Annotated in this window: 15 protein-coding genes and 1 pseudogene; 6 read left to right on the top strand and 10 right to left on the bottom strand. The window is 55.5% G+C overall.

Going from position 1 to position 14611, the window contains the following annotated elements:
• On the top strand, positions 1–557 hold a 557-nt coding region (locus BHAP_RS10740; protein WP_211279736.1), incomplete at its 5' end, for an IS256 family transposase.
• A 335-nt stretch (positions 558–892) separates the two neighbouring features.
• On the opposite strand, the gene BHAP_RS10735 is transcribed toward BHAP_RS10740, so the two are convergent.
• Positions 893–2305, bottom strand: coding sequence for a sensor histidine kinase (locus BHAP_RS10735; protein ID WP_094730668.1), 1413 nt, complete (start codon positions 2303–2305; stop codon positions 893–895).
• Positions 2306–2317: 12 nt separating this feature from the next.
• Positions 2318–3079: a DUF805 domain-containing protein gene (locus tag BHAP_RS10730; RefSeq protein ID WP_094730667.1), complete on the bottom strand. Its 762-nt coding sequence runs from the start codon at positions 3077–3079 to the stop codon at positions 2318–2320.
• A 164-nt stretch (positions 3080–3243) separates the two neighbouring features.
• On the opposite strand from BHAP_RS10730, the gene BHAP_RS10725 reads away from it, so the two are divergent.
• A complete protein-coding gene (locus tag BHAP_RS10725; protein WP_158216480.1) occupies positions 3244–3786 on the top strand; it encodes a PH domain-containing protein in 543 nt (180 codons plus the stop codon).
• Positions 3786–5588, top strand: coding sequence for a PH domain-containing protein (locus BHAP_RS10720; RefSeq protein WP_094730665.1), 1803 nt, complete (start codon positions 3786–3788; stop codon positions 5586–5588). Before BHAP_RS10725 ends, BHAP_RS10720 begins: the two co-directional genes overlap by 1 nt.
• Positions 5589–6554: 966 nt before the next feature.
• Here BHAP_RS10720 and BHAP_RS10715 read toward each other — a convergent pair.
• On the bottom strand, positions 6555–7349 hold the full coding sequence (locus BHAP_RS10715) for a DUF1648 domain-containing protein (RefSeq protein ID WP_158216479.1): 795 nt from the start codon (positions 7347–7349) through the stop codon (positions 6555–6557).
• Positions 7350–7623: 274 nt separating this feature from the next.
• Here BHAP_RS10715 and BHAP_RS10710 point away from each other — a divergent pair, with 274 nt between their 5' ends.
• The gene (locus tag BHAP_RS10710) at positions 7624–8052 is read left to right on the top strand and encodes a peptide deformylase (protein ID WP_094730663.1); all 429 of its coding nucleotides are present in this window, start codon (positions 7624–7626) and stop codon (positions 8050–8052) included.
• A gap of 301 nt (positions 8053–8353) precedes the next feature.
• Here BHAP_RS10710 and BHAP_RS10705 read toward each other — a convergent pair whose 3' ends face one another.
• Both BHAP_RS10705 and BHAP_RS10700 read right to left on the bottom strand, forming a co-directional pair.
• The gene (locus BHAP_RS10705) at positions 8354–8956 is read right to left on the bottom strand and encodes a S26 family signal peptidase (protein WP_211279735.1); all 603 of its coding nucleotides are present in this window, start codon (positions 8954–8956) and stop codon (positions 8354–8356) included.
• 14 nt (positions 8957–8970) lie between these two features.
• Positions 8971–9237, bottom strand: coding sequence for a PqqD family protein (locus BHAP_RS10700; RefSeq protein ID WP_094730662.1), 267 nt, complete (start codon positions 9235–9237; stop codon positions 8971–8973).
• Positions 9238–9708: 471 nt separating this feature from the next.
• Here BHAP_RS10700 and BHAP_RS10695 point away from each other — a divergent pair, with 471 nt between their 5' ends.
• Both BHAP_RS10695 and BHAP_RS10690 read left to right on the top strand, forming a co-directional pair.
• Positions 9709–9891 (top strand): hypothetical protein, encoded by a 183-nt coding sequence (locus tag BHAP_RS10695; RefSeq protein WP_094730661.1) that lies wholly within the window; start codon positions 9709–9711, stop codon positions 9889–9891.
• Positions 9892–9955: 64 nt separating this feature from the next.
• Positions 9956–10756: a polysaccharide pyruvyl transferase family protein gene (locus BHAP_RS10690; RefSeq protein ID WP_094730660.1), complete on the top strand. Its 801-nt coding sequence runs from the start codon at positions 9956–9958 to the stop codon at positions 10754–10756.
• 328 nt (positions 10757–11084) lie between these two features.
• Here the strand turns inward: BHAP_RS10690 and BHAP_RS10685 are convergent, their stop codons facing one another.
• The 5 genes and pseudogenes from BHAP_RS10685 to BHAP_RS11770 form a co-directional block, all read right to left on the bottom strand.
• Positions 11085–12533, bottom strand: a complete 1449-nt coding sequence (locus BHAP_RS10685) for an ATP-binding protein (protein ID WP_094730659.1) — start codon at positions 12531–12533, stop codon at positions 11085–11087.
• 383 nt (positions 12534–12916) lie between these two features.
• Positions 12917–13444: a DUF4143 domain-containing protein gene (locus BHAP_RS10680; protein WP_094730669.1), complete on the bottom strand. Its 528-nt coding sequence runs from the start codon at positions 13442–13444 to the stop codon at positions 12917–12919.
• Positions 13384–14064 carry an AAA family ATPase gene (locus BHAP_RS10675; RefSeq protein WP_275542112.1) on the bottom strand — a complete coding sequence of 227 codons (681 nt, stop codon included), beginning with the start codon at positions 14062–14064 and terminating at the stop codon, positions 13384–13386. Before BHAP_RS10675 ends, BHAP_RS10680 begins: the two co-directional genes overlap by 61 nt.
• Complete coding sequence (locus BHAP_RS12200) at positions 14022–14219, bottom strand: AAA family ATPase (RefSeq protein WP_420807740.1); 198 nt, start codon at positions 14217–14219, stop codon at positions 14022–14024. The genes BHAP_RS10675 and BHAP_RS12200 overlap by 43 nt, the downstream gene beginning before the upstream one ends.
• Positions 14220–14408: 189 nt before the next feature.
• Positions 14409–14611 (bottom strand): annotated as a pseudogene (locus BHAP_RS11770) (hypothetical protein); the annotation flags it as partial.

Below are 14611 nucleotides of genomic sequence, written 5' to 3'. Positions count from 1 at the left end.
TTACCGGTATGCTCGCGCGTGGGTTGAAGGGCGTGCGATTGGTAACGGGTGACCGGTGCGCGGGACTCGTGGCCGCCGTGAACGAACTGTTGCCGGAGGCGCGTTATCAGCGGTGCATGGTGCATTTCGAACGCAATATCCTCGCCAAGGTCAACCCCAGAAACCGGGAGTGGGCTGCGGACGCGCTTAAGGCCGTGTTTGCTATGGAATCACGCGACAAGGCGTTGGAGAAGGCGGAATCCGTCGCCAAGGAACTGGAGACAAGGAAGCTCAGAGAGGCTGCCAAATGCCTGCGCGAAGGCATTAGCGAGACGACGACCTACCTGCTCGACGACTATCCGAGGGAACATCGCCGGCGCATCCGTACGAACAACATGATCGAACGATTGAACCGCGAGATCAGGCGACGCACGCGCGTGGTCGGCTCGTTTCCGGACGGGCGGAGCGCGTTGATGCTCGTCTGCGCGCGCGTCCGCTACGTGACCTCGAACGAGTGGTCGACGCGCCGTTACCTCGACATGTCCCGGCTCGGTGAGAGCGTACCAGTAGCGAACTGATCATCGTCGCAGAGCCGGGCGAAGACCAAAGTGCGCAAGAATCCGGGCACTACCAATTCATCCGATGTATTCTCTCGTTCTGAGCCTCCAGATGCGTATCAATCGTGTTCACCCGGTCACGCGACGGAAATTCACCCGAATATGCCAACCCGTGACCCATATACCCTCATGCTTCAGCGCACACGATGGCAAAACGATCAATTATTCCATCTCGTGACAGGGGTATTTCACACGCCATGGCACGATACCGGTTTCATACCATCGCGTGAACATGACCACAATCACGGGATAGCAAAAACACATATTTTTCCATCTCGTGAACATGCACGGCCACATTACAGCGGGATTTCAGCGCTGAGAATCCACGTGCCATCTTGCGCACTAGTGTTGAGCGTCCCACCGAGAGCCTCAATCGCAGCCCGATGCAACGCAAGACCACTGCCATGACGGTGACCACGCGTAAGCGTCCGCGATTCATCGTCAAGCGCATTCACTTCGCTGATGCGTACACGTTGCGCGTTGATATCAATGAATACGGTGTACGCAGGAGCCTCCTCAGCAACCGAACCAGCACCCGCACCATCCATCGCGCAATGCCGCACAATATTCGCATAAATCTCCTCGATCAGCCGCATTGCCGCACGCCGCACTGCATCCGGCACATCCGGCATACTTGACGCATCGGCGCGGTTTATCCGCGTCACACCATGAATCCCGAGCATGGTCATAATGCGATCCTGATCTTCCACATACCGTTCCACTTGCACGTCGAACGGCACACCAGCAGCCGCGCCTTCCCCTTCGACCTGTGCCAAATCAAGTCGACCGTTGAGCACGTCAATCACCTCGTGCACACGGTCGAGCGCATGATGCGCACGATCATAAATCGCGTTCAACATCGCAGCAGTCGCATCAGCGGTCGCATCAGCAGATCCACCGTCACCCCCCACATGCTGCGCCCGCCACGCAAGCATCGCGATCGTCGACATATCGTTCGCCACCGAATCATGAATCACATGCGCAAGCTCCTGTTCGCGCGCCATGCGACCAAGCATCCACTCGCTGCGCGCCGCCCGCGCGTTTGCCTCGCTCGTACGGCGAAATGCCGCGCCGAACATCGTCAGGAATCCGAACACCATCAGCGTGAGCATCAGCGTCGCAATAAAAATGATCAGCGTGTACTGCGGCATCATTACGCCGCGCTTCACCCCCGCAACGAGCGTGGCGTCCATCGCGCTGTCCCAAACATCAGTAACGCCGTCCGTAGTCATCCGACTGAACTCGCCGATGAGTCCCGCAATCAGCCCGCCGATCATCGAACCAGATCGCAACATCACGAATCCGACCGTGTCGAGCACAGCGTACGCAACCGGCATGAGTACCGCAGCCCAGAACGGCATAACGTAGCCGACTGCGAGAAATATTGTGCCGATTGCGGTGCCGCCAGACGCCCACCAACCGTGCAGCGGCAGTAGGGAGACTGCAAGCGAAGCGATCGTGCCGAATACGCACAGCGAGCGCGGTGCGAACGGCAGTCCGATCACGATCGTTATCCAGCCGAACGCGAACATCATTTGCGACGGCGATTCGGGCGGCGCTGCGATCATCTGCACGACGAGTAGCACACCGCCGAGAATCGTATTTTTCTCAAGAAAGTGCGGCTCGTGCCACCACGTGCGTAATCGTCGCCAGCCGAACGCGGCGGCATCGTCTGGCGGCGGCGCGGATTCCTGGGATACTGCTGTCATCATCAACCACCTTTACTGCGTTACCGGCGGCCGATCGAACCGTGCGCCGGCCGGATTGCTCGGCAAAATCATGAGAATGACCGACAGCAGTATCGTCAACAGTTCCGAACCGAAGAACACGAGCATGGCAATCACCATCGTCTGCGCAGCTTGATCCCCGCTGCCCGTGACGAGAACAACAAGAGTTGCTACAGCCGACATGATCGTGGTGACCATCGGCAACAGTACCCACCAACCGCTCAAGTTTTCGTCGTGCAGTCGGCGGACCGACAGCGACATATCCGGGATGAAAATCAGGATTTGCAGTACTGTCGAGGCGATGTTCGCGATATTATCACTGAGCGCACTGTCGATATCGATTCCCGCAAGATCGGTTGCCGCGACGGTAAGGAAGCCAACCGCGAACGACAGGAGCATAATAAACAGCATGCCCCACCAGTATTCGCCGCGCGACGCTCGACCGTGGAAGACGAACGCTTTACGCAAGAATCGCGCGACTGCGTGACCGAAGTTGATGCCGTACCACGGTGCCCACAGCGGCGGTCGAGTGGTGGGCTGGGCGGAGGGTTGGCCGTATGGATTGGTGTACGGATTACCGCTGCCGTACGACTGATCGTACTGTTGTCCAGACGACTGTCCGTATGGTGGATAGTCGGTACGGCTGGGATATCCTGCTGGCTGATGTACAGCGTACGGTCTACCGGCCGACGCGTCAGACTGTGCCGACGCATCGTCAGGCTGCGATATGAACGGATTCGAGTCTGTAGTCATCATCGTTCCTTTCCCCCGTGGATGCCGAATATCTTCAGCGGATGCCACGCATCGTCGGCGACTCAACTATCTCAATCTTATTGTGCGCTATCCAGCACAGCCGCAATAGTCAACGTACGTGTACCAACTCGGCCACGACTCGCGCAACGTCGCATACAGTGAACAGTATGACTGATGAAGAACGCACCGATACCGTATCAACTACACCAACCGTCTCACCAACCGCCCCACTCAACACGTGGCACCCCTATCCCGAACGCATCCAGCGCATGTGGCTGCTCAGTGAAGCACTGCAATGCGTGTTCTGGTCGGCGGTGTGCGCAATCGCGGCGGTGATCTGCTGGTTCAATCACTGGTGGAACTGGCAGCCGATCGTTATCGGCGTATTCGCTGCGATCAACTTACTCGACTTTGCGTCGCAGCCGTTGCAGACAAAATACCGGTACTCGTTTGGTCGATTTCTGATCGGCGATCGGTTCCTGCGTATCCGCAAAGGCTGGCTGTTCCGTTCGACGACCACTATTCCATACAACCGCGTCCAGCATGTGGACGTCAAGCAGGGGCCACTGCTGCACAAGTTCGATCTGACCACGATCGTGATTCATACCGCGTCCGACGCGCACGAAATCGAATCGCTCGACTCAGCCGAAGCGGAACGCATGACCGCACTCATCACCGAGCGTGTGGCCGCCGCGAAGGAGGACCTGTGATGACGCAGCGCACCGAGCGCAACGGTTGGCGCATGCTGCATCCAGCCGCGCTGATCGTCGATATTATCGATTCAATAAAAGCGACGATCGGTTTCCTTGTCGTGTTCATAGGCATTCGTATCGTCCGCGAGCGCGACAACTGGTCGATATGGATAATCATTGCGATTATCGTTGCTGTCTTGGCGATCACGTTCGTGCCACCGATCGTCGGCTGGCTGACCACGCGGTACCGACTGGGTGCGGACGCGCTCGAACTGCGCACCGGACTGTTTTCGCGCAAAAATCGCACGATCAGTTACGCAACGATTCACGCGATCGACAGTGCATCGCCGGTGTACTTGCAACCGTTCGGCGTGGTGCGACTCACGGTATCATCCGCTGGATCAGACGCGAATATTACGCTCACCGCAGTGCCGGCCGCGCTGCAACTTGAGTTGGAATCGTTACGCGAGCGCAGTCGCGCGACGCACGATACGGATGCGATTGCCGAACCCAGCGTCGCTCGATTGGGAGGGCGCCCAGTTACGAGCGCAAGGGTTGAGCAATCGGATAGCGCAAACGTTTCCCCCGCCAATCAGCCAGTTTTCCGCGCGTCGGTACGCGACATCCTCCTGTTCGCGATCACCGATCTCAGTTTCCTCGCTGCCGCGCTGGCCATCTACGCGTTCGCTGACAGAATCCGCGATCTCGTGCCGCGCGACTGGGTGACCACTGCCGAACAGTCGGTCGGCGAAATCGTTGCGCAAGGTGTGCGCTCGATTATTCTGCTCGCGCTGGCGTGCGTCATCGTGCTCATGATCGTCAGTATTATCTCGGCGCTGCTGCGGTTTTACGGTTTTGAAGTGTGGCGTCGCGGCGACGATCTGGTCGTGGTGCGCGGCCTGTTCACGCGCCGAACGACCACGCTGCCGGTCAGTCGCATCCAGACGATCATGATTCGTCAGTCGTTCCTGCGACAGCCGTTTCACCTGTGTTCGGTCAGTCTCGGCTTGAGTTCGTCGTCATCGTCTGGCGACGACGATGACGAGTCAAATACTGATTCGGCGAATATTCTGCCGGTCGTGAGCACGCGGCGCGTGATTGGACTGCTGCGCGAAATGCTGCCCGAATGGGACGTGCGCGAGATGCCGGTTCAGCGTACTGGCCGCGGGCTGACGCGCTATTACCTGACGATGCCAATTGTGCTCGGCTTGGTTGCGCTCGCAGCGGATGTGACGGTGATGATTATTGCGCCGGGTTGGCTGGATGGCTGGATGGTGTGGCTGATTCCGACGATTATTGTGGCGGTATTCGGATGGGTGACGGCCAGCCGATGGTTGCGTTCACGGGTTGATGGGTATGCGATGTTAGATGATGCGATTCGCGCAAATACTGCGGACGATTCGACTGATATGGCTCGCACAAGCGTTGCAAATCCGACCGATCTGCGAGATCAATCCGCTAGGCTCACCGATTCTGAGCAGAATGTCGTTGATACAGTGCCGATTCTCACTTCGTCGACTGTGGTACCGATTGATGCCTTGCCAGCCGCTGTGTGCGCGAACCCTGCGCACTCCACTCGTGGAGGCGTACTTCCCCATCGCATCATGATGACTGGCGCCGATATGACGGCACGATTCACCCTGATTACTCGCCGATCACGCGTGCAATCGGTGACACGATCCACCACATTATGGCGCGAACCACTCGGTATCGAACGAGTCGAGATGCCGCTGTTCGTCACCAATGGCAAATCTGAGCTCACCTTCCTATTCCTGCGCCGTCCCGACGCCGATCGCCTCGCCGCCTGGGCCGAAGCGTAGCGCGTGTGGCACGTTGATAATTGCAGGACAAACTGGCCGCGAAGCTGCCACTATCTCGGCTCCCCTTGTCAGGAGAGCCGTCAGGGCGGGTGACTGAGGGGTAGTCACACCCATGGAATAATTACCCGTGTTACTACCCCTCAGACCGCTTCGCGGCCAGCTCCCCTGACAAGGGGAGCCGTGCGTCAAGTACCTCACTCGTCGGCACAGGCATGTTGCACTCACGCGATGGAATTGACCCGTTTCAATCCATCGCGTGACCACTCAAACGTGATATTCCGGCGGAGGAACTAAGGACTTCCGCCGGAAAATCACGCAATCACGTCTAATTCTGTGATATTCCGGCGGAAAGTATCCTAGCCTCCGCCGGAAAATCACAAAAACAGGGTGGATTCTGTGACATTCCGGCGGAAGTTCCCGCTTGGTCCGCCGGAAAATCACATTTACACCCCTCTCAGCGTGATATTCCGGCGGAAATCAACCAATTAACCGCCAGAAGATCACAGAACAAGGAACTGACGGAGAATCATAGAGCGCATCTATTCGCTGCGAATTAACCTGCGATTTGCCGATCACACATCATGTCGCAACACGACAGCGCTATACCTAATCGTGATATCGATGAGGCTAGAAAAAGGAATGATTATGCACACGAATAACAGCCGTCCGGAATCGCATCATACGGACACTTACTCCAGCAACGATCGTCAGTACGACGCGTACATGTACGCTGAATACGGCATCGAGTGCTGAGATAACAGCAAACGTGAAGGGGTGGGTCATGTCATCGTTGACGTGACCCACCCCTTCACGCTGTTTCGCGCGTATCAATCAAGGCTCTGTTAAACCATCTTTGACATATATTTGCGAAACTACCCCCTCAGTCAGCTTTGTACGCCCGGCGGGTTCCCCTGACAAGGGGGAGCCAAGGGAAAGAATCAATGACAATTCTGGTTTAACAGAGCTTTAATCAACACCAGCAGCATCCGCTACATCCGCCGCATCCATACGTGCCAACCGCAACACCGCTGTGTTCGACATTGCAAACACCGCAACAAATGCAAGCGTCGGCAATACCAGCATCAACAGTCCTGCAATCCCACCCGGCACGATATACCACGAATTATCAGCATCACTGAACGCAGCAACCACAACGCACACGAGTCCGCTCACGCACAATAGCACAGCCCACGTCACGCGAATGCGCGCAACAGTCAGGTCAATCAAACAGGAACCGTGCGGATTCGGCGGCAGATGCTGCAGCGTAGACAGGTCGTCGCCAACCACGCGTCGCACACGACCAGACGATACAGTCATCGCAGCGATCACCATGCACAATCCCGCAGCGATAACGAATACGCGAGTCAGACCGAACTTCAGCAGACTGGACAGTCCAAACAGTCCGTCTTGCGACACAGAAAGGTTGGCTTGCAACCCAGCCAAGCCGATCAAGCCGAACACCGCAACGACCGGTAGACCAATGAGATCAGCAATATCCGCACCAAACCGAGCGTCGTCGCCGCGAAGCACCGTCAGATGAGCGACCAGCAAGACCAACGCCACGACCAGCGCGACTGCAGCCAACGCAAGTAGCGTCCACGCGCTACCCCAGCCGTCTGCCACACCGACGCCATTCCAATGAGTCACGACTCGCGCAGGCAGGTAGCCAGCCGTCATCACAGTAAGTATTCCACTCACGACCGCGAGCGCCATTGCCACAGCGCACGGTAACGATATCTTCGGTAATCTTGACGTCTTCATGCACAACTGCCCCTTTCGTTGGAACATAACGCACCGATACAAATGTATGAAACGTCACGCGCGCCTCGCGTAAACGATTCACGCCTGTATCTCGTGCAGAATGAGACATCGAGCTTTATTATATATTAATTACGCATGTGCGCCTCGATCGCTGGCATCCGCACAGCTGTTACCGAAGACCGCCACCGCAGCTGCTGCCCAAACCCACCGCCAGATCCACCGTCCAGACCCGCCACCAGCCGCCGTCCGCTAGCCTCACGAAAGGAACCCGACCATGCAACGACCGATTATGACCTCGCGATCGTTTCTACGCACGCCGTCCGAACCGGCTGATCCCGCCGCGCCGGCCGATCAGGCTACGATCGCCGATCTCGTGGATACGCTGGAAGCCAACCGCTCGCGTTGCGTAGGCATGGCTGCGAACATGATCGGCGTGGGCAAGCGGATCATCGCGTTCGTGGATGAAGGACTTGGCGGGCGGATTACGGTGATGCTCAATCCGATCATCACGGTTACAGACGGCGCGTACGAGACGGCAGAGGGTTGTCTGTCGCTGGCTGGCGAGCGCCGTACGCGACGATATCGTCGGATTGAGGTTGATTTTGACGACCGACGCGGGCGCGCGCGACATGCAACGTTTACTGATTTCACGGCTGAGATCATCCAGCACGAGGTCGATCACTGCAACGGGATTATTATCTGATTATCTCTGCTGGGCCGCGCTGTTTGGTTGGGGTGGCGGGCTGGCACGCCGGGGCGGACTCATCGCGCGCCGGGCGCACTACCGCATGCCGGGTGAAATTGGGCGAACTGGGCTGCGACTGACGCAAAACCGAGCGTAACTGCGCGCAATAACGATGGGCGCGCGCACTTATGCTCGTTTTTTGCGTTATTTTCAAGCGTAACTGCGCGCGGGGTTCATTATTGCGCACACTTACGCTGTTTTCCTTCAAATTAGTAGCTCTGTAATCCACAGCGACGAGCCATTCTGAGTCATGCACAGGTCAGAACGGCTCGTGATGCAGCCCTTGCCATCCAAATCGCCGTAACACGTTGCCCACACTGTGGCGCATTTGCTTCCAGCATAGTCGCAACGGCCAAATCGCAAGCCACACACGCCAATAGCACCGATACCACGGTGAAGTACAAGAAATATGACGAGTTCCTCGATAGAACTCAACCAGACGGCCGAGTATCTGTTTATCGGCAACATGTTCAGTAGTCACGCAATTGTCGCCGCGAATCGCATACCATCCGTCGCGCACGCCGATCACACGGTGCAGTACGTACCGATCAGCCACGCGGTACAAGGCAACATCGCCAACTGCAAGCCGTTTCCCAGATGTTGCGTCGAGCGGACGAATGATGATCGTGTCGCGTCGGTTACGCAGCATCGGGAACATGCTGATGCCGACAGTGGTGCTGACGAACAGGCCCTCGCGCGCGAGCACGCTTTCGATGTCGACGCCGACGATGCACTGATCGGACGCGGATGCACCCTCGCCAAGCACATCAGTTCCCGTACCTGCAATCGTATGCACAGCAGACATCCTATCAGATATCGGCATCGTTTCGCGGGTCTTCTCCGCAACCGCTTGATCACTCATCGATCACTCATTGATCACTCGTCAAGGAACCCGTTGGCGCGCATCTGATCGACGAAATCAGTCACGTCGGCGGTCGCCTTGGCCTGATCCACGTCGAATTTGGATGTGATATTCGCCACGATATCGTCAACGGACAGCCCGTCGGACAATCCCTGCCAGATAACCCGCCCGGTCTCATTCACCCGAATCATACCCTGAAACGCGCGCGACGCCTCACCGGTCGCGATGATAACCGTCTGACCAGCCACGTCGCGCATCACGAAACCATTCTTCACCTTCATGGCAACTCCTTAATCTTACGTATATACTGTATTTTTCCATATATCAAAGGACACAATATCGTTCTTACAATATCCCGACACGCTAATCGTATCCCGCAAGCACACCACACATATCCAGTTCACTGACCTTGGTTGGCTCACACCACATCCGATACTCCGTATACAAGGCGATTATCCGTTCCACATCCTGCTAAGAATCCATATGCACAGGGCCTAGCCGAATTCGGTTCGCAGTTTCGTCGCATCGATCGCATACCTGCGATCATGCTTCAGTCAGTCATGCACCCAATCGAAATCGTCCAGATTCTTAGCCATCACCATGAGGTCGCGCAACACGGTCAGATTATCACTTTACCCATTCTCATCAATTAGATCGCATAATAGCAGTGTATTGCCACATCTGCTCCCGGGACAAGATCTGGTACACTCAAATGTGCCATGTACGGTCGATGCCAGCTGAAGGAGAGATCGATGAGCTCGATTGCTTTATGCCTGCGAACGATGCTGGGAGACGGCAACTACTCCATGCTGCGGGAGCGCAAAATCGCCCGGCATGGTTATGAGGAGTCACCGACTTATTCCGCAATACGCCAGCACCGCGTAATCTTCTTTTCTGCGTGCCTGAACACTGCAATATCGGCGATCATGCCATAGCCTCTATGCAGAACGCCAATTCCTAGCCGAGTCCGACCGTCCTCTGCTGGAGTTCGGCGGCAATATGACAAAAATGCTCCGATGCGTCCATGAGTTCGTCACACCCGAAGACGTGATCTTCTTGCATGGCGGCGGCAATATGGGCAGCCTGTACTGGCAGGAAGAATGCTACCGCTGCGACATCATCTCGATGCTGCCGCACAACAAGATCGTATTGTTCCCGCAGACCATCAGCTACGACGACACGCCCGAATCCCAGCGTTGTCTCAAGCACACGCAGCACGTTTACGGCCGACACCGCAACCTGCATCTGGTCGCCCGCGAAACCGTGTCCTACAGCCGAATGCGCGAGTACTATCCGAATAACGATGTCCGGCTCACACCGGATATCGTATTATCTCTCACCGATCAGGCCACCGCGAACCCCGCAGACCGCAAAGGCGTGCTACTGTGCATGCGCAATGATGCGGAAAAGACCACCAGCGATTCCGCACAACGTAGGCTGGAAGCCGCGGTTACGGCCTCCGGCGAATCGTGGACCTACACCGACACCACGGTCCCCAACACGTTCGCCCCGATCTCCAAAGAGCGCGGCGAGGAACTTGTGCTCGGCAAGTTCGACGAATTCCGCCACGCACGCCTCGTCATCACCGACCGTCTCCACGGCATGATCTTCAGCGCCGTCACCGGCACCCCGTGCATCGCCATGAACAACAGCGTGCATCGCCATGAACAACAGCAACGGCAAAGTCGGCTGCGAATACCAATGGCTCAAGGGCTTCCCGTACATCCACTTCGTCAACAACGCCGACGAAGCCGTGGAGCTTGTAAGCAAAGCACTGAACGCGCAGACTACGCTCCGTGATGTCCAGCGTCTACTCTCCGGCCTCACGCCCAAGTTCGCCCCGCTGGAGGAGTTGCTCTAACACTCCTCTCCAAGCGGGCACCGGCAGCGCACCTCGCAGCTACCTAATCGCGCCAAAACTGCTGCCAGCACCGACAATCGCTAGGCGGAGCCGTCGAAACGCTGACGACCAATCTAATCCACCACAGCAAGCTTGATCTGGCGGTGGCGACCACGTTCCATACAGAGTAGTCGCGTGTTTCGACGCGAAACACTAACCATCGGCGCCAGCATGGATAAGCGGCAGTGCTTTTCTTTTACTTTTGAATCTGATTGCAGTCAGGAGCAGCTAAGCCCAATACGGCAAGTAACGCACGTATCGTTTGCCAGCATCAGGATCGGCAATTTTAATGAGATGATCATCGATGCAATTCTTAATCAATCGAGAAATCTGGGAAGCACCGCTTGCCGGCAGATCGAACCGTTCCCGCAAACTGGCATTGGTCATGGGAATGCGCTGCGCATATTGCACACAGGCATGCCAGTATGCTGCGTCGAGACGCTGCTGCCTTGTCAAGTCACGATACGCGGCAGCTTGAGTTAGCGTTACCCGCATGTTGTCTCCAGGTTCTTCCACTTGTGGTGCGGGAAGGTGGCATCGCTCGCAATCAAGCACGATCTTGTCCCAGCCGGAGCCAGCTTCTTCACATAAATGCAGGCGACGGTAGATCGCCGCCAGCTGCTCATTACGGGAATGAGGCGGGTCGTTGAGTAGTCTAGCAACATCCACTAAGGAACGGCCCGGATTGGTGAACTCAATACGATCATTAAAAATACAGATCATAGGCCCTGCCCCAGTGATAGAAAAATCTTGGTGAATGAGCATGTTAGCAATAAGCTCACGCAATGCAGTGTGAGGGAACGCGCGCAACGTGACGCGTCGCGCTCCCTCAATAACTTCTTGCTCGGGCAGTAAGGCCTCAATATATTCCAACATTTGATCTAATTCGGCATAACCAAAGGAGAAAGTTTTGCTACGCGATGGCGCTATCGGAGAAGATCCGTCATAGCGTATGACGCGCAGTGCCTTGCGAGCTACTGTAGGGAAAGAATCGAGATTGCGTGCAAACAAAAGTGCACCAAGATTCGTAATAGCATATCGCCCAGAATCTTGAAGACTAATAAGCTGATCACTGGCAAGCATATGAAGCGTTTGATCAGTAGAAGCAGTTTTGGGAAGATTGAATTCCTGCTGATACCAATCCACATCGAGTCTGACAAATACTTCCTCAGCGGTAAGTCCGCTAAGAGCATGCTGCAATTCAAATACTTCTGCCCGGGTACGATTCCATAGCTCCTCTTCGCGACGCGAGCCATGACGAAGTTCCTGCGTTGACGAACCGGTGCGAATATACGCCAATCCCTGCCACAGTACCGGGCGATACTGAGCCGGCCATATGCGCAACAGCACAAGATTCTTACCCAAAACATCAGCGGTTTCAAATCGAAATTCGACGTTATCGGATAAATGCTGGCGCAGCCACAGTTCGAGCTCCTGATTGCCCACTTTTACAGATTTGGGATTAAACGAGGTACCAATGAAGTCATGAGAGGAATCATCAATACCCCATATTTTATAGGCAAACGTGTGACCGAGCAGTGCTGCTGAATTTGCCAAAGCGGAAATGTCGCGTCCAATACGGTTCGGATCGGTATTGCCATGTTTGAATTCAAGACATTCGTTTTCGTTCTCTTGATTGGCGAGCGCCGCAATGAGCGCAATAATATCCTCTGGCATCGTATTCACCCTTTCCACGCTATGTCGCGACTCCAGCTTCTTTGGAAAGATCGCAGACTTGCTTCTCACTTGTTCTCTGCCCGCGTATCTGGACTCAGCGAGCTCAGTCCCGACAGATCTCGGCACTGACACACGTCGCCATGCTATCGTCTTTTACTTTTAAAAGCAAAAGACGAGCAAATGACAGACAAAAGAGATTATCGTTGGAATCAAGCCATTCTGCGTCGTTCGATTAGGATGAATGCAGGTAAGGAGGCAAAAGAAAACAAAAGAAGCGGAACGCCGTGATCTCAACCATTGGTCGAGATCACGCATCATCCTCTCCTCTGCCCACTCTCAAGCACCGCCTTCCAGATCTTCAACCGCATTTGACGGCCTGAGAATCAGACGATGCCGGCCATGTACAGCGGTATGTCCTTGATCGCGCCGGCATCGTGATATCGCCGATTAGAGAACCGGAACGCCTTGGGAAACCCGTATTTGCGCACGGCGACGATGAGCGACTTCGCCTGTGTATGATCCCCGGCCTTCACCTCCACAGGCACGATCTCACCATGCTCCTCGTACAGGAAGTCAAGCTCGCCGCTGGAGTTCGCAGCCGACCAGTAATAAGGGGTTCCAGTGAGCTTGACCGCCAACTGCTGGCAGACGAACTGTTCGATAAGCGCCCCCTTGAACTCTCGGAACAGCTCATCGCCTTCGATAAGGACGCGTACGTCCAAGCCGCTCATGGCCGCGAGCAGTCCCACATCCAGACAATACAATTTGAATACAGCACCGTCACGATAAGCCGTCAGCGGTTTCAACGGCACGCTCACACGAGGCACCTCAAGCACCAACGACGAATCCTTCAGCCACTGGATCGCCAGCACATAATCCTTGCCTCGCCCCACCGGAACGAACGGCACCATAGATGAACTTCTTGTTTTCCCGAGCAAGCTGAGCTGGCAGCGAATCCCACACCTGATTCAGTCGCAATGTGAACGAAGGCCCCCAACGACCTCGAATCGGTGTGTTTGGAAAAAGCATCGCGATAATCGGAAAGCAGCGTGTTCTGCATCTCACGAATACCATCAAAATCCGCATTGGGAAACGTCTCAGCAAATCTACGAACGACATCCGGCATACCACCGACGTATAGGTAATATCCGAGCCAAGTCATCACCTTGTCGTGCATGAGATCGATAAGCGCGAAATCCTGAGATGAGAGCATATCCGCCATAGCCTGTTGCCCACAGGCATAAAGGAACTCCAAAAACGACATCGGATACAACTTCACACGTTGCAGTTTGCCGACGCGGAACGGAGTACTGAGATGAATGGCGATGCCCAAGCTTGAGCCGGTGGCCAGCACATGATACTGCGGATCCGTCTCAGCAAAGGTCTTCAACGACAGCAATGTGCGAAGCACTTCCTGCACTTCATCGAGAACAATAAGCGTATTCTCTGGGACGATTCGAGTTTCGGACGAGATGGACAGCACCAGAATCAAACGATCAATGGTGATATCTCCGGCGAACAACGCCTGCATGACTGCGTTATCGAAAAAAACGAAACATAAGCCACATTATCGTAATGCATGCGGCCGAATTCGTTGGCAAGCCACGTTTTGCCTACCTGGCGAGCCCCTTCCAACAACAGTGGCCTTCGTCGGGGCGACTGCTTCCATCGTTCAAGATCTTGCATCAAGAAATGCTTCATAACAACCATCTCCACATTTTCAGGCGCACTTTTGACCAGTCTAAGCACATTTTCAAGCCGACTTCCTGCAGGCACACGAGCGGACATCCACGTCAAGAAGTCAGAGGATACGGTTCATGTACGCTCGCTCGCACCCTGCTCACACACGCATTCACAGCGGCCATCGCCACGGTATCAACCCGCAAGCCCGAGAAGACTGGGAATCGCCCGCACATAGATCGGAGCATTCACGCAATAGAACGCCAACGTGTTACGGCCCCAATATGACAGCACGCCACCCAAGGCCGCATCCAACAAGGGAACATCCGCAATCAACCGACACACGGCATGTTGGTATCCAACGCAGTAAAAAACTGCTGCCTCAACTTGGTACGGTA

This window comes from Bifidobacterium hapali, from assembly GCF_002259755.1.
In the GTDB taxonomy this organism is placed as follows: domain Bacteria; phylum Actinomycetota; class Actinomycetes; order Actinomycetales; family Bifidobacteriaceae; genus Bifidobacterium; species Bifidobacterium hapali.
This window is presented reverse-complemented; position numbering and strand designations above follow the sequence as displayed.

What these genes read in the sequence shown, in the direction of transcription:
- BHAP_RS10700 (WP_094730662.1), bottom strand. Translation starts at nt 9,237, where the DNA reads ATGAAGGTGAAGAATGGTTTCGTGATGCGCGACGTGGCTGGTCAGACG.
- BHAP_RS10710 (WP_094730663.1), top strand. Translation starts at nt 7,624, where the DNA reads ATGCAACGACCGATTATGACCTCGCGATCGTTTCTACGCACGCCGTCC.
- BHAP_RS12200 (WP_420807740.1), bottom strand. Translation starts at nt 14,219, where the DNA reads ATGCAAGATCTTGAACGATGGAAGCAGTCGCCCCGACGAAGGCCACTG.
- BHAP_RS10690 (WP_094730660.1), top strand. Translation starts at nt 9,956, where the DNA reads ATGACAAAAATGCTCCGATGCGTCCATGAGTTCGTCACACCCGAAGAC.
- BHAP_RS10695 (WP_094730661.1), top strand. Translation starts at nt 9,709, where the DNA reads ATGAGCTCGATTGCTTTATGCCTGCGAACGATGCTGGGAGACGGCAAC.
- BHAP_RS10730 (WP_094730667.1), bottom strand. Translation starts at nt 3,079, where the DNA reads ATGATGACTACAGACTCGAATCCGTTCATATCGCAGCCTGACGATGCG.
- BHAP_RS10725 (WP_158216480.1), top strand. Translation starts at nt 3,244, where the DNA reads ATGACTGATGAAGAACGCACCGATACCGTATCAACTACACCAACCGTC.
- BHAP_RS10705 (WP_211279735.1), bottom strand. Translation starts at nt 8,956, where the DNA reads ATGAGTGATCAAGCGGTTGCGGAGAAGACCCGCGAAACGATGCCGATA.
- BHAP_RS10675 (WP_275542112.1), bottom strand. Translation starts at nt 14,064, where the DNA reads ATGCAGGCGTTGTTCGCCGGAGATATCACCATTGATCGTTTGATTCTG.
- BHAP_RS10715 (WP_158216479.1), bottom strand. Translation starts at nt 7,349, where the DNA reads ATGAAGACGTCAAGATTACCGAAGATATCGTTACCGTGCGCTGTGGCA.
- BHAP_RS10735 (WP_094730668.1), bottom strand. Translation starts at nt 2,305, where the DNA reads ATGACAGCAGTATCCCAGGAATCCGCGCCGCCGCCAGACGATGCCGCC.
- BHAP_RS10685 (WP_094730659.1), bottom strand. Translation starts at nt 12,533, where the DNA reads ATGCCAGAGGATATTATTGCGCTCATTGCGGCGCTCGCCAATCAAGAG.
- BHAP_RS10680 (WP_094730669.1), bottom strand. Translation starts at nt 13,444, where the DNA reads ATGGTGCCGTTCGTTCCGGTGGGGCGAGGCAAGGATTATGTGCTGGCG.
- BHAP_RS10720 (WP_094730665.1), top strand. Translation starts at nt 3,786, where the DNA reads ATGACGCAGCGCACCGAGCGCAACGGTTGGCGCATGCTGCATCCAGCC.